The sequence below is a fragment of the Marisediminicola sp. LYQ85 genome, from assembly GCF_046600695.1.
GTDB lineage: Bacteria > Actinomycetota > Actinomycetes > Actinomycetales > Microbacteriaceae > Marisediminicola.
Window position 1 is genome coordinate 1618841 of the sequence record NZ_JBKIWO010000001.1, and the last position, 13471, is coordinate 1632311.

Genomic DNA, 13471 nt, shown 5'->3' on the forward strand with positions numbered 1-13471 from the left:
AACTCCGCTCCACCCGGAAGCCCGTCGTGCTCACGCACGGCGGGCTTTCGTCATGTCGCGAAGACGCGCGAGCTCACCGACGATCCAGCGCGCCCGTCATCGACGTCGCCCACGCCGCGTAGAGCTGCGACCACCGTGTCTGCTCTCCCGCGGGTCGCCAGAGCTGGTGGAGGAACTCCGGAGGGAACGGCACGCGGAGGCAGCGGGCGCGAGACTCGAGGAGTTCACGGTTGATGGCGTTGAGGGCACGGGCGTGGCGCCCGCCCGCCGCTCGACCCGCCCGCGAGATGCTCACGACCTTCTCCATGGGCGAGACGTCGGCGACGAGAACGGTCGCCTCGGCGGGGATGCGCTCGAGGAGAGCGTCGAGGGTCGCACTCATGCCCTCCCGCCAGCGTCGGCGGGAGGTGAGCAGGAGCGTGTCGGTGATCCCCAGCATGATGACGACGACGTCGACGTCGCGGAGAGCGGACTCCGCCGAGTCGATCGTGGAGACGGCGTTGGTGAGCCGGAACCCCGGCACCTCGAGCGCGGCCCACTCGACTCCTCTGCCGGTGATGGCCGCGTGTCGACGAGCGAAGTGCGCGGCGACCGCGAGTTCGAAGGTCAGAACACCGAGTCCGACGGCCGTCCCCTCCCCGATGACGAGGATGCGGTCGGGGGTCGGGCCGTCGATCACGCCCCGTGGCTCGTCTTGAGGGAAGATGTCGGCGCGCGCGTCGCTCCGCCGCATCAGATACTCGACCGCGTTGACCGTTCGCGCCCATCCCCACGCGTTCTCGTTCTGCTCGACCATGGGATTCTCCGGGAGTGCCGACGGGGTGCGGTCGAGGGCGGATGCCCTCACCGGTTCGGGGCCCCAGTATCGCGTGCCGGGCGGTAGACCGCGCAATCGGTGCGGAACGAAGACGATCGTCGCGTTGGAGTCGCCCGCTTCTGCGCGACGGAACACGGGGATGCGTGCGGAGCATGCTCCCGAGATCGTCGCCTACCCTCGTAATCATGAGCGTCTCACTCGGAATGCCCCGCCTCCCGGGGCTCACGCGCGAGACCCCGCCCCGCCCCGAGGGCACCGCGGGGCTCGCCGACCGGTGGGGTCGCACCGCGACCGACCTGCGCATCTCGCTCACCGATCGGTGCAATCTCCGCTGCACGTACTGCATGCCTGCGGAGGGTCTTCCGACGCGACCCGCGTCGACGCTCCTGCAGGCAGACGAGATCGCGACCCTCGCACGCATCGCCGTCGAACAGCTCGGGGTGCGACAGATCAGGTTCACGGGCGGCGAGCCCCTTTTGCGCAAAGACCTCATCGACATCATCCGCTCGTGCGCCGCTCTCGACCCCCGCCCCGAGATCTCGCTCACGACCAACGCCATCGGCCTCTCGTCGCGCGCAGCGGACCTCGCGGCGGCCGGGCTCGACCGCATCAACGTCTCGCTCGACACCGTGCACGCCGCGACTTTTCTCGAGGTCACGCGCCGGCCGTTCCTCGACCGGGTGCTCGCGGGGATCGAGGCGTCCGCCGCCGCGGGGCTCACCCCCGTGAAGATCAACGCGGTGCTGCTGCGGGGGGTCAACGACGCGGAGGCCGCCGACCTCCTCGCGTGGTCTCTCGAGCGCGGACACCAGTTGCGATTCATCGAGCAGATGCCCCTCGACGCCGACCACGCCTGGGAACGCACGACCATGATCTCCGCCGCCGAGATCCGCCAGCGCATCGGCGAACGCTTCAGCCTCGTGCCCGACATCGAACCCCGCGACGGTGCCCCGGCCGAACTCTTCCGCGTCTACCCGCGCGGAGACACGACGGGAGAGCACCTCGGGCTCGTCGGAATCATCGCGTCGGTCTCCGAACCGTTCTGCGCCGACTGCCGCCGCGTGCGCCTCACGGCCGAGGGAGGAGTGCGCAGCTGCCTCTTCTCGCACACCGAGACCGACCTCCTCGCGCCGCTCCGCTCCGGCGCGAGCGACGGCGAACTCGCGCGACTGTGGCAAGACGCGATGTGGGCGAAGCCCGCGGGCCACGGCCTCGACACCGACCAGTTCGTGCAGCCCGCGCGATCGATGAGCGCGATCGGCGGATGACGCGGTGATCACGATGCGCTTCTTCGCGGCCGCGCGTGCCGCAACCGGTCGAGACACGCTCGAACTCGAGGACATCGGCGGCTCGCCGACCCTCGCCGAGGCGCTCGACGCCGCAACCGAGCTCGTGCGCTCCGACGGCGCCCTGACCCCGACCGGGTCCGATCTCGAGCGGGTGCTCTCGCGATGCTCGTTCCTCGTCGACGGCCTCGCGACGACCGACCGCACGGTCGAGCTCGCGAGCGGAGCGACCGTCGACGTGCTCCCTCCCTTCGCGGGTGGGTGACCGCCGTGCGCCGGTCGGGTCAGGCCCGCGCGACCGTCACCGGCTCCGACTCGACAGGATCCGACTCGACCGGATCCGACTCGAGCCACGCACGGATGCCGCCTCGGAGCGACACGGCCTCGACACCCGCGGCGCGCAAGACCTCGACGGCTCGACCCGACCGCACGCCGGTCTGGCAGTACACGACGACGGGCCAACCGTCGGTGAGCGACGGATCACCGATGAGAGACGGATCGTCGACGAGGCTGCCGAGGGGAACGAGAGAGTCTCCCGCGATGCTCGCGAGATCGTGCTCATAGGGTTCGCGCACGTCGACGAGCGTGACAGTGCCCGCGTCTCGCAGCGCGCTGCGCAGGGCACCCGCCTCGATCGTCGGCCCCGCCCCCGCCGCGCGGACCCCGCAGAACGCGTCGTAATCGATGAGCTCGGTGACGGGCTCGCGGTCGGGATGTCTGCGAACGCCCAGTTCGCGCCAACGCGCCTCGAGGGCGTCGAAGATCTGCACGCGCCCGAGCAGCACGTCGCCGGTTCCCGTGATGAGTTTGATCGCCTCGACCGCCATCATCGACCCGATCGTGCCGCACACGGCGCCGAGCACGCCCGCTTCGTCGCACGACAGCACGAGCCCGGGGTCGGGCGGTGTCGGGTGCAGGTCGCGATAGTCGATCGAGAGCCCGTCGGGCGCGCCCTCCCAGAACACGGTCACTTGGCCGTCGAAGCGGTAGACCGAACCCCACACGTAGGGCACTCGCGCGATCGCCGCCGCGTCGTTGGCGAGATAGCGCGTGGCGAAGTTGTCGCTGCCGTCGATGACGAGGTCGTAGTCGCGCACGAGCTCGAGGGCGTTCTCCCGCGTGAGCCGCACGTCGTGGGTCTCGACCGCCACGAGCGGATTGAGCTCGCCGATGGAACGCGCGGCGCTCGCGGTCTTGAGGTCGCCGACGCTCGCCGTGCGGTGGATGACCTGGCGCTGCAGATTGGAGAGGTCGACCGTGTCGAAGTCGACGATGCCGATCGCGCCGACACCCGCCGCCGCGAGATAGTGCAGCACGGGCGAACCGAGGCCCCCGGCCCCGATCACGAGCACGCGCGCGGCCGCGAGCCTGGACTGCCCGTCTATGCCGATGCCGGGGAGCGCGATGGTGCGCGACGACCGCTCGAGCGCGTCGCGGCCGAGCACTCCCGACGCGTCGACGAGGGCGGGCAGAGCGACGATGACTGACCTCCTGAAGCGGGCGGATGAACGCCTCGCCAGTCTATCGAGCCGCGTGCAGCGTCACCCGGCCCTCGCGCCCGTCGCGGTGGGGGTGCTCGCGCTCGTCGTGTCGCTCGTCGGCATCACGACCCCGTCGATCTGGTACGACGAGGCCGCGACGATCACGGCGGTCACGCGCAGTTGGCCCGAGCTGTGGCTCATGCTGCAGAGCGTCGACGCCGTGCACGGCGCGTATTACGTGCTCATCCACGCGATCGTCGACGTCGTCGGCTATTCGCCGTTCGCCATCCGTGCCCCGAGCGCGGTCGCGACGGGAGTGACCGCGGCACTCACGGTGCTTCTCGCGCGCCACTTCACGACCGAGCGACTCGCGGTGCTCGCGGGGGTCGTGTTCTGTCTTCTGCCGCGAGCGACCTGGATGGGCATCGAGGCGCGGTCCTACGCGATGAGCGCCCTCTTCGCCGTGCTCGTGACCCTCGTGTTCGTCATCGCCCGCCGGTCGACGACGCGAGCGTGGTGGGTCGTCTACGGCGTGACGATCGTCGTGGGCTGCTTGTTCTTCATCTACCTCGCGCTCGTCGTCGTCGCCCACGCGGTGACGATGGTGTGGTGGCTCGCGACCCAGCGCCGCGAGGCCGTGCCCGTGTTCCGACGCTGGCTCGCCGCGAGTGCGGCCTCGGCGGTCGCGATCCTGCCGTTCGCGGCGACGGTCGTGGGGCAATCGGGGCAGCTGTCGTGGATCGACCCGCTCAGCCGCGAGACGGTCAGGTACGTGTTCCGCACGCAGTGGTTCTACGGGAGCACCGAGTTCGCGATCGCCGGGTGGGCTCTCATGATCCTCGCCGCGATCGCGCTGTTCCGCCGTGCGCGCGGCTTCTCGCTCATCGCGGTCGTCGTGCCCCTGCTCATCGTGCCGACGGCATCCCTTCTCGTCGCGACGGAGCTCTACTCCCCCATCTACAGCCCGCGCTACCTCGTGATGTGCATCCCGTTCGTGGCGATCCTCATGGCGGCAGCCGTCGCGGCGATCCCCTCGCGCCCCCTCGTCGTCGTGACGGTCGCGAGTCTCGTGGCCCTCGCGGTGCCGTCGTTCGTCGAGACCCGCCTCCCCGAGGCGAAACAGGAGTCGTCGTGGAGCGAGGTCGCTCAGTTCGTCGCCGACGAGCGGCGCTCGGAGTCGGCCGAGGGCACGACCGCGATCATCTACGGGTGGGTGCGCTACCACCCGACGGCGACCTCGCGCGTGATCGCCTACTCCTACCCCGCACCGTTCGACGGCACCGTCGACGTGACCCTCGACACACCCGCCGGGCAGACCGGTCAGCTGTGGGAGACCTTCCACCCGCTCGAGGACTCCCTCGACCATCTCGACGGCACGGATGTCGCCTACCTCATCACGAGCGTCAAACGCGACCTGCGCGACGACACCGCGGCGACGCTCGACACGATCGGGTGGGAGGTCACGGGCGAGTGGTCGTTCACCGACGTCAACGTCGTGCGCTACGAACCGCGGGCACCCGAGAGCGCTCGCCGCTAGCCGCTAGCCGCTAGCCGGTCGTGATGATGCGCGCGCCGTGCACGGGACCGGTCGCCCGTGCGACGGTCAGGCGCGCGGCGCTCAGCGCGATCTGCAGTTCGAGAGCGCTGTCGAGATCGGCCGCGAGGAACGCGACGGTCGGGCCCGAACCGGAGATCATCCCCGCGAGCGCCCCGTTCTCCTCGCCGAGCTCGATGACGGCCGCGAGCTCCGGCTCGAGGTGCAGAGCCGGCGCCTGGAGGTCGTTGTGGAGTGCCTCGGCGAGCATGTGGGGGTCACCGGCTCGCAGAGCCTGCAGCACCTCGGTGTCGACCTGCGGTTGCGCTTCGGCCGGGAAGATGTCCTGGGCGTGACGGTCGCGGTGCCGGTCGAGCTCGCGATACACCTCGGGGGTCGACAGACCGAAGTCGGCGAGCGCGAACACCCACTGGAACTGCCCCTTCGCGAGGGCGGGGCTCAACTGGTCACCGCGTCCCGTGCCGATCGCCGTGCCACCGAGAAACGCGAACGGCACGTCGGCGCCGAGCTGCCGGGCGAGCGCGAGCAACTCGTCGCGACCGAGGTCGGTTCCCCACAGGGTGTCGCACGCGAGAAGGGCGGCCGCGGCATCCGCCGACCCTCCACCCATTCCGCCCGCGATCGGCACGTGCTTCTCGATCTCGAGGTGCACTCCCCCGCGGTATCCCACCGTGTGCGCGAGCAGGGTCGCGGCGCGGATGGCGAGATTCGATCCGTCGACGGGCAACCCCGTCGTGTCGATGGGCCCCGTGAACGACACCGAGAAGTCGTCGGCGGCGCTCGCCCGCACGTCTTCGAAGATCGAGACGGCCTGGTAGGCGGTCGCGACGTCGTGGTAGCCGTCGTCGAGCAGTGAACCGACTTTGAGAAAGACGTTGATCTTGCCCGGTGCTCGCGTGTGTACCACTCGCGTCGCGGCCGAGGTTGTCATTGCTCCAACCTAGTCGAGGCGAGGGCGGCGCTCCCCCCGCGGTCGCGGGCCCGGGTGAGTGCGGGGCCCCGTCTGTGGCAGCTCCATGGTCGGTCAGGGCAGCGTCGCGGCGTGAACACCCACGGCGATCGTCGCGCCGCGGCCGGCGTCGGTCTCAATCGACACCGCGAACCCCCCGCTCTCGAGAAGCCGCGCGGTGGCTCCAGCCTGCCCGGCGCTCGTCTCGATGAGCACGACCCCGTCAGGCGCGAGCCACTCCGCGGCCCCGCCGGCGATGCGGCGGTGGAGATCGAGCCCGTCGCTGCCGCCGTCGAGCGCGAGGGCGGGCTCGTGCTCGCGCGCCTCGGCGGGCATCGTCGCGATCGCTCCGGTCGGCACATACGGCGCGTTCGCGATGAGCACGTCGACCCCGCCGCGCAGCGTCGAGGGCAGCGTGTCGAACAGGTCGCCGAGCAACACCCGGCCCCCGAGAGGCTCGAGCGTGTCGTGCGCGCACCGCACCGCCACAGGGTCGAGGTCGGCGGCGATCACGCTCGCCGTCGGAACGGATGCCGCGACCGCCGCGGCGACCGCCGCGGCACCGCAACACAGCTCGACGACGGTCACGGTGCCCTGCGTCGCGCGCGACCGCTCCTCCGCCGACGAATGCGCGGCCGCCCTCTCCTGCGCACGGTCTATCGCGGCGAGCGCGAGGGCCTCGGTGCGTCGGCGCGGCACGAACACCCCGGGCACCACGCGCACGCGACGCCCGAGGAACTCGACCCATCCGACGACGTGTTCGAGCGGCATCCCCGCGACCCGCGAGGCGACCATGTGCCGCACCTCGGCGTCGTCTCGCGCGGAACCGAGGATGACAGCCGCCTCCTCCTCCGCGAACACACACCCCGCCGCGCGGAGCGTCGCCACGAGGTCGGCCGTCATCGTCCCCCGGCGAGCATCGTCTAGGCCGCGCGCGCGATCGCGAGGAAGTCGTGCACCGTGAGCTGCTCGCCGCGCGTCGTCGGGTCGACCCCGGCGCGCAGCATCCGCTCGCTCGCTGCGGCAGACCCGCCGAGGACCTCGGCGAGGGCCTGCCGCATCATCTTGCGGCGCTGCTGGAACGCCGCATCGACGAGCGCGAACGTCGCGAGGCGCTCCTCCTCGGTGCCGGGTTCGGCCACGTGCCTCGTGAACGACACGAGAATCGAGTCGACATTCGGCACGGGCCAGAACACCTGGCGGCTCACGAGCCCGGAGGTTCCCCACGAACCGAACCACGCCGCCTTGACGCTCGGGCTTCCGTAGACCTTCGACCCCGGGCCCGCCGCCAGGCGCTGCCCGACCTCGGCCTGCACCATGACGAGGCCCGAGCGGAGGCCGCGGAACGTCTCGAGAAAGTGCAGGAGCACGGGAACGGAGATGTTGTACGGCAGGTTGGCGACGAGCACGGTCGGCTCGTCCGGCAGCTCCGTGACGCCCATGGCGTCGGCCGTGACGACCGTGAGCGCGGCACCGGGTTGCAGTTGCTCGACCGTGAGCGGCAGCTGCGCGGCGAGACGCGTGTCGATCTCGACCGCGACGACCGAGCGCGCGACCTCGAGCAACCCGAGGGTGAGCGATCCGAGCCCCGGGCCGATCTCGACGACCGAATCGGTCTCACGCACCCCCGCGGCCTTGACGATGCGGCGCACCGTGTTGGCGTCGATGACGAAGTTCTGGCCGAGCTTCTTCGTCGGCTGGATGCCCAGGAGGTCGGCGAGGTCGCGGATCTCGGCGGGTCCGAGGAGGGTGCTCACGCGAGCATCCGCCTCACGCGACCTCGGAGGGGTCGACCTGGTCGTCCCACTCCGCGTCGCCCTGGGTCACCGGTTCGGCGTCCCACGAGCCGTAGACGAGCTCGGTGTTCGACGAGATCTGCGCCGCGAGCATCGAGACGTCGGTGCCGAGGTGCTCGGCCATGAACCGCAGCGTGATCGGCACGAGGTAGGGCGAATTCGGTCGGCCGCGGTAGGGGATGGGGGTCAGGAACGGCGAGTCCGTCTCGACGAGGATGCGGTCGCGCGGGATGACCTCGAGCGCCTCGCGCAGCGCGACCGAGTTCTTGAACGTGACCGTTCCTGCGAACGAGAGATACCAGCCGTTGTCGGCGCACACCTTCGCCATCGCCGCATCACCCGAGAAGCAGTGGAAGACGGTGCGCTCAGGAGCGCCGACCCTCAGCAGGGTCTCGATGACGTCGTCGTGGGCGTCGCGATCGTGGATCTGCATCGCGAGATCGTGCTTCTTGGCGATCTCGATGTGCGCCTCGAACGCGCGGTGCTGGGCGCCGCGACCCGACTCGTCGGTGCGGAAGTAGTCGAGGCCCGTCTCGCCGACGGCACGCACGCGCGGGCGCGACGCGAGCTCGTCGATCTCGGCGAGCGCCGCGTCGAGGGTGCCCGCGGCCTCGTATGCCGGAGCCTCGTTGGGGTGGATGGCGACGGCCGCGAGCATGCGCGGTTCCCTCGCCGCCATCTCGGCCGACCAGCGCGACGTCTCGAGGTCGCCGCCCACCTGCACGACGCCGCGGATGCCGACGCTCGACGCCATGTCGAGCTGCTGCAGGTAGTCGAGAGGGTCGTCACCGTCGGCGATCTCGAGGTGCGCGTGGTTGTCGTAGCACGGCACGACAAGGGCGGGCGGAAGCGGCGGGTAGGTCAAGTCGCGGGTCTGCCCGTGCTCCGCGCGGGATTCGCGCGTGCGGATGTAGTTCGACGGCGATGCGCCCGTCGCCCCGTCGGCGCTCACGACGCGGCTCCCGCGGGCTCGGGAGACTCGATGCGCGGAAAGAGCGCGTCGATCGAGTGCACGCGCGTGCCCGAAGGCAACTGGCCCCAGTGGCCGGCGTCGACGATCACCTGGTCGGTGAGGTTGCCGAGCTCGGGCTGCGCACCGATCGCGCCCCAGAGCTTGTGGGTCGCATCGGGGATCACCGGCGAGAGCAGCACCGCGAGAGCCCGCAGACCGTCGGCCGCAGTGTAGAGAACCGTCGCGAGGCGATCCCGCTTGGCCTCGTCTTTCGCGAGCGCCCACGGCTCCTGCACGGTGATGTATCCGTTGAGCTCCTCGACGATGGTCCAGATGCGCGCCACGGCATCGTGGATCGCGAACGACTCCATCGCGACATCCGCCCCCTCGGCGGCCTCGCGCACCACGCGCTGGACCTCGAGATCGGCCTCGGTGTAGTCGGTGCCGTGCGGAACGACGCCGTCGAAATACTTGTTGATCATCGCGATGACGCGCGACGCGAGGTTGCCGAACCCGTTCGCGAGCTCCGACTGGTAGCGCGCCGCCAGATCCTCCCAGCTGAACGAGCCGTCCTGCCCAAAGTGGATGGCGCTCATGAAGTAGTAGCGGAAGGCGTCGACCCCGAACGTCTCGGTGATCTGGCTCGGCGCGATGCCCGTGAGCTTCGACTTCGACATCTTCTCGCCGCCGACGAGCAACCAGCCGTGACCGAACACGCGCTTCGGCACATCGAGCCCCGCCGCCATGAGCATCGCGGGCCAGATGACGGCGTGGAAACGCGCGATGTCTTTGCCGACGAGTTGCACGGCGGGCCAACGGCGGCGGAAGTTCTCGTCGTCGGTGCCGTACCCGATCGCGGTGATGTAGTTCAGGAGGGCCTCGAACCACACGTAGACGACGTGCTCCTCATCCCACGGGATGGTGATGCCCCAGTCGAAGCTCGAGCGCGACACCGAGAGGTCTTGCAGGCCCGACCGCACGAACGAGATGATCTCGTTGCGCACGCTCTCGGGCTGGATGAAATCGGGCTGCGACTCGTAGAGGTCGAGCAGACGCTGCTGGAAGTCGCTCATGCGGAAGAAGTAGTTCTTCTCCTTCAAGATCTCGACCGGCCGCGTGTGGATCTTGCACACGAGCTGACCGGCGTAGTCGCCCGTCTCGGTCTCCATGAGATCGTCGAGTTGCTTGTACTCCTCGCAACCGACGCAGTAGTAGCCCTCGTATTCGCCCGAATAGATGAAGCCGTCGTCGTAGAGCTTCTGCAGAAAGATCGTCGCCGCGGTCTCGTGGCGCTCATCCGTCGTGCGGATGAAGTCGTCGTTCTGGATGTTGATGGTTTCGAGCAGGGGAAGCCACGACTCCTCGACGAGCTTGTCTGCCCAGGCCTTCGGCGTCGTGTCGTTGGCGACGGCGGTGCGCAGGATCTTCTGGCCGTGCTCGTCGGTTCCCGTGAGCAACCAGGTGTCGTCACCGCTCTGGCGGTGCCACCTGGCCAACACGTCTGCCGCCACCTCGGTGTACGCGTGCCCGATGTGGGGAACGTCGTTGACGTAGAAGATGGGGGTCGCTATATAGAAAGAGTCTCCGGCGGCCATTCGACCATCCTAAAGCCGCCGAGGGGTCCGTGACGGCGGCGCCGGCGGCGGGCCGCGCCCGGGCTCGACGCGCCCCGGCTCGGCGCGCCTAGGCTCGACGCCATGAGATACCGCCGCATCGGAGACACCAAGGTCAGCGCCATCGGGCTCGGAGCGATGCCGCTCTCGACCCCCGGGAGGCCCGACCGCGACGACGCGATCGCCGTCATCCACGCGGCGCTCGACGCGGGCATCACCCTCATCGACACGGCCGACGCCTACACGAGCGCGGCCGACGGGCCCGGCCACAACGAGCGACTCATCGCCGATGCACTCCGGGGCCGGTCGGAGACGGTGCTCGTCGCGACCAAGGGCGGCCACATCTACGCCGAGAACGGCCCGTGGGGTCAGAACGGCGATCCCGCCTACCTCGCCGACGCCGCGCGAGCCTCCGCGGCTGCGCTAGAGGTCGACACGATCGACCTCTACCAGTTTCATCGCCCCGACCCCGCCGTGCCCTACGCCGACTCGATCGGTGCGCTGAGCGACCTGCTCGACGACGGCGTCATCCGCATGGCCGGCATCTCGAACGCCGACATCGCGCAGATCGAGACCGCCCGCGGCATCCTCGGCGAGCGTCTCGTGTCGGTGCAGAACCAGTTCTCGCCCGCGTTCCGCTCGAGCGAGGGCGAATTCGACCACTGCGCCGAACACGACATCGCCTTCCTCCCGTGGAGCCCGCTCGGCGGCGCCGCGAAGGCAGCGGATGCCGGCACCGACCACTCCGCGTTCGCGACGGTCGCCGCGGAGCTCGGGGTGAGCCCGCAGCGCGTGGTGCTCGCGTGGGAGCTCGCGCTGCAGCACGTGGCCGTGCCGATCCCCGGAAGTCGCCGCCCCGCGAGCATCCGCGACTCGGCCGCCGCCGCCGACCTCGTGCTCACCGCCGACCAGCTCGAGGCGCTCTCCGTCTGACCCGCGCGGCCCCACCCCCCAAGTACCCGGTTTCCGCGAGCGTATGCCGGATCTGGCGGCCCCTCGCGGAAACCGCGGACTCTCGGGCCCGGGTCGGGGCAGGGCCGGGGCGGCGCGGGCCCGGGTCGGGGCAGAGCCGGGGCGGGCGCCGGTCAGTGCGAACTCGAGGGCTGCGGGTCGGGGTCGGCGGTGTCGTCGGCGACGGTGTCGGTGTCGGTGTCGAGGGCCTCGTCGGGCGCCTCGTCGGGGATGTCGTGGGCGTCGTCGTAATCGACAGACAGACTCGATCCCATCGCGGTCGAGAGGGGACTGTAGGCGTGCCACCCGTCCGCGGGGAACACCCGACCCTCGGCCGGCGCGCTGTACCCGCCCTCGAAAGAGGTGTGATCGTCGGAGGGAGTCGCAGTCGACTCCGGTGCCCGCCCTCCCGACCCGAGGAGTTTGCGCGTGAGGGTGGCGCGAGACGACAGCAGCTCGGCAAGGGCGGTCTCGAGGTCGGCGTCGCCCACCTCGGCGTCGCGCACGGCCGCCCGCAGCACGGCGCGGCGGATGAGCTCCTTCGCGAACGACCCGGTCACGCCGTCGGCCTCGTCGGCCGCGGCGTCGAGCGCAACGGCACTGAAGGGGAGGTCGCCCGCGTAGCGACGGAACAGACGTCGGCGCTCGGCGTCGCCGGGAAGACCGATCTCGACCGCGAGGTCGACGCGCCCCGGACGCTCGGCGAGGGCACGCTCGAGAACCTCGACGCGGTTCGTCGTCATGACGAAGGCCACGTCGGCATCCCCGTCCAGACCGTCGAGGGCATCGAGGACCTCGAACAGCAGAGGCTGCGGTGACGAGTGCCGCTGCATCGCAACGAGGTCGATGTCTTCGAGCACGACGATCGAGGGCTCGAACGTGCGGGCGATCTCGGCCGCCGCACCGATGTGCGCGATGCTCGATCCCGTGAGCAGCACCGCCGTGACACCGGGCGTCAGGCCGAGCAGGTGGCGGACGGTGAGGGTCTTGCCGGTTCCGGGCGGGCCGAACAGCAGCACTCCCCTCTTGAGGTGCTGCCCGGAGCGGAGGAGAACGTCGCGATGCTCGCCGATCCCGACCACGTGGTCGACGACGGTGGCGAGCACACCCTCGGGAAGGATGATCGCGTCGGCGGGCACTTCGGGACGAGGAAGGAAGGTCACGCCCGCGCTCCCTCCGAAAGTGGACGGCTCGAACGAGAGCACCTGCCCGCGCAAGACGCTCAGCGCGATCATCCGCCGCTTGACCTCACCGAGCACACGCTGCGTCGCCTCGGGGCTCGCCCCCATGACCTCGAGGGTGGCCGCTTCGCGCCCGAACTGCGGGTTGGCCGACCTCTGGACGATCGCGACCGGCGCCCCCTCGAAAGCGAAGAGGCGGAGCCCGAACGCGACGACCTGCCGAGTGGTCGACGGACCGGTCGCGCGCGAGACGTAGTCGACCGGACCGAGGCCGAAACTCACGTGCGGGCTCGACACGAGTTCGGGCAGGGGGGTGTGGAACTTCTGCTGCCCGCCGCCGACGCCGACCAGCTCACCTGCGCCGTCGTCCGACATCGCGTCGAGGGCGAGGTCGACGTCGACCAACCGGTGGTCGGCGATCGTCTCACTCACGACGGGCACGGTCTCGGCGTCGACCCCGAGGTGGTGGGAGATGCGGTCCCCGAGCGGAGTGCGGGTGGATGTCTCCCCCGCGTCGACCGACGCGACCGCGCGATCGAGAAATCTCTTGAACGACCGGACGAGCTGCCGATCGTTCTCCTCGTCTGTCGGCATGGGGGTTCCGTTCGTGTCGGTGCTGGTGAGCGGCTGCGGTGCGCGCGCGGGTGCGGGCGCCACGTCGCGCTGCTCCGCGTGGGCGTGCGGGCGTGCGTGCGTGCGTGCGTGCGTGCGTGCGTGCGTGCGCCCAGCCAAGCACACGGCACCCGAGACTGTCTCGTTTCCGCGAGGGGCCGCCGGATCGGGCATACGCTCGCGGAAACGACGCAGGGTCGAGGGGACGGGGGGGCGACGGGGGGCGAGGGGCAATCTGTGTTTGTGTTGGTTTTTCTTTGAATGACTTGTTTTTGGGG

12 protein-coding genes are annotated in these 13471 nt (G+C 70.2%); 4 read left to right on the top strand and 8 right to left on the bottom strand.

The window, feature by feature from the left end:
* Nucleotides 1-73: 73 nt before the first annotated feature.
* A complete protein-coding gene (locus ACLHG5_RS07660; protein ID WP_411318317.1) occupies nucleotides 74-952 on the bottom strand; it encodes a hypothetical protein in 879 nt (292 codons plus the stop codon).
* A gap of 50 nt (nucleotides 953-1002) precedes the next feature.
* Here ACLHG5_RS07660 and moaA point away from each other — a divergent pair, with 50 nt between their 5' ends.
* Entirely contained in the window at nucleotides 1003-2085 is a 1083-nt protein-coding gene (gene moaA / locus ACLHG5_RS07665) for a GTP 3',8-cyclase MoaA (protein WP_411318318.1), read from the top strand.
* A 13-nt stretch (nucleotides 2086-2098) separates the two neighbouring features.
* Nucleotides 2099-2368, top strand: a complete 270-nt coding sequence (locus tag ACLHG5_RS07670; protein ID WP_411318428.1) for a MoaD/ThiS family protein — start codon at nucleotides 2099-2101, stop codon at nucleotides 2366-2368.
* A 19-nt stretch (nucleotides 2369-2387) separates the two neighbouring features.
* Here the strand turns inward: ACLHG5_RS07670 and moeB are convergent, their stop codons facing one another.
* On the bottom strand, nucleotides 2388-3548 hold the full coding sequence (moeB, locus tag ACLHG5_RS07675) for a molybdopterin-synthase adenylyltransferase MoeB (RefSeq protein ID WP_411318319.1): 1161 nt from the start codon (nucleotides 3546-3548) through the stop codon (nucleotides 2388-2390).
* Nucleotides 3549-3582: 34 nt separating this feature from the next.
* On the opposite strand from moeB, the gene ACLHG5_RS07680 reads away from it, so the two are divergent.
* On the top strand, nucleotides 3583-5121 hold the full coding sequence (locus ACLHG5_RS07680) for a hypothetical protein (RefSeq protein WP_411318320.1): 1539 nt from the start codon (nucleotides 3583-3585) through the stop codon (nucleotides 5119-5121).
* Between the two features lie 10 nt (nucleotides 5122-5131).
* Here the strand turns inward: ACLHG5_RS07680 and ACLHG5_RS07685 are convergent, their stop codons facing one another.
* From ACLHG5_RS07685 to metG, 5 genes are all read right to left on the bottom strand, one after another.
* A complete protein-coding gene (locus ACLHG5_RS07685; protein ID WP_411318321.1) occupies nucleotides 5132-6070 on the bottom strand; it encodes a 4-(cytidine 5'-diphospho)-2-C-methyl-D-erythritol kinase in 939 nt (312 codons plus the stop codon).
* A gap of 93 nt (nucleotides 6071-6163) precedes the next feature.
* Nucleotides 6164-6991 (bottom strand): putative protein N(5)-glutamine methyltransferase, encoded by an 828-nt coding sequence (locus ACLHG5_RS07690; RefSeq protein ID WP_411318322.1) that lies wholly within the window; start codon nucleotides 6989-6991, stop codon nucleotides 6164-6166.
* 20 nt (nucleotides 6992-7011) lie between these two features.
* On the bottom strand, nucleotides 7012-7845 hold the full coding sequence (rsmA, locus tag ACLHG5_RS07695; protein WP_411318323.1) for a 16S rRNA (adenine(1518)-N(6)/adenine(1519)-N(6))-dimethyltransferase RsmA: 834 nt from the start codon (nucleotides 7843-7845) through the stop codon (nucleotides 7012-7014).
* Between the two features lie 13 nt (nucleotides 7846-7858).
* Nucleotides 7859-8794 carry a TatD family hydrolase gene (locus ACLHG5_RS07700; RefSeq protein ID WP_411316270.1) on the bottom strand — a complete coding sequence of 312 codons (936 nt, stop codon included), beginning with the start codon at nucleotides 8792-8794 and terminating at the stop codon, nucleotides 7859-7861.
* Between the two features lie 38 nt (nucleotides 8795-8832).
* Entirely contained in the window at nucleotides 8833-10431 is a 1599-nt protein-coding gene (gene metG, locus ACLHG5_RS07705) for a methionine--tRNA ligase (RefSeq protein ID WP_411314770.1), read from the bottom strand.
* A gap of 102 nt (nucleotides 10432-10533) precedes the next feature.
* Here metG and ACLHG5_RS07710 point away from each other — a divergent pair, with 102 nt between their 5' ends.
* Nucleotides 10534-11382, top strand: coding sequence for an aldo/keto reductase (locus ACLHG5_RS07710; RefSeq protein WP_411318324.1), 849 nt, complete (start codon nucleotides 10534-10536; stop codon nucleotides 11380-11382).
* Between the two features lie 152 nt (nucleotides 11383-11534).
* Here ACLHG5_RS07710 and ACLHG5_RS07715 read toward each other — a convergent pair whose 3' ends face one another.
* Nucleotides 11535-13238 (bottom strand): AAA family ATPase, encoded by a 1704-nt coding sequence (locus ACLHG5_RS07715; protein WP_411318325.1) that lies wholly within the window; start codon nucleotides 13236-13238, stop codon nucleotides 11535-11537.
* Nucleotides 13239-13471 lie beyond the last annotated feature (233 nt).

What these genes read in the sequence shown, in the direction of transcription:
- moaA (WP_411318318.1), top strand. Translation starts at nt 1,003, where the DNA reads ATGAGCGTCTCACTCGGAATGCCCCGCCTCCCGGGGCTCACGCGCGAG.
- ACLHG5_RS07670 (WP_411318428.1), top strand. Translation starts at nt 2,099, where the DNA reads ATGCGCTTCTTCGCGGCCGCGCGTGCCGCAACCGGTCGAGACACGCTC.
- ACLHG5_RS07680 (WP_411318320.1), top strand. Translation starts at nt 3,583, where the DNA reads ATGACTGACCTCCTGAAGCGGGCGGATGAACGCCTCGCCAGTCTATCG.
- ACLHG5_RS07685 (WP_411318321.1), bottom strand. Translation starts at nt 6,070, where the DNA reads ATGACAACCTCGGCCGCGACGCGAGTGGTACACACGCGAGCACCGGGC.
- ACLHG5_RS07690 (WP_411318322.1), bottom strand. Translation starts at nt 6,991, where the DNA reads ATGACGGCCGACCTCGTGGCGACGCTCCGCGCGGCGGGGTGTGTGTTC.
- metG (WP_411314770.1), bottom strand. Translation starts at nt 10,431, where the DNA reads ATGGCCGCCGGAGACTCTTTCTATATAGCGACCCCCATCTTCTACGTC.
- ACLHG5_RS07710 (WP_411318324.1), top strand. Translation starts at nt 10,534, where the DNA reads ATGAGATACCGCCGCATCGGAGACACCAAGGTCAGCGCCATCGGGCTC.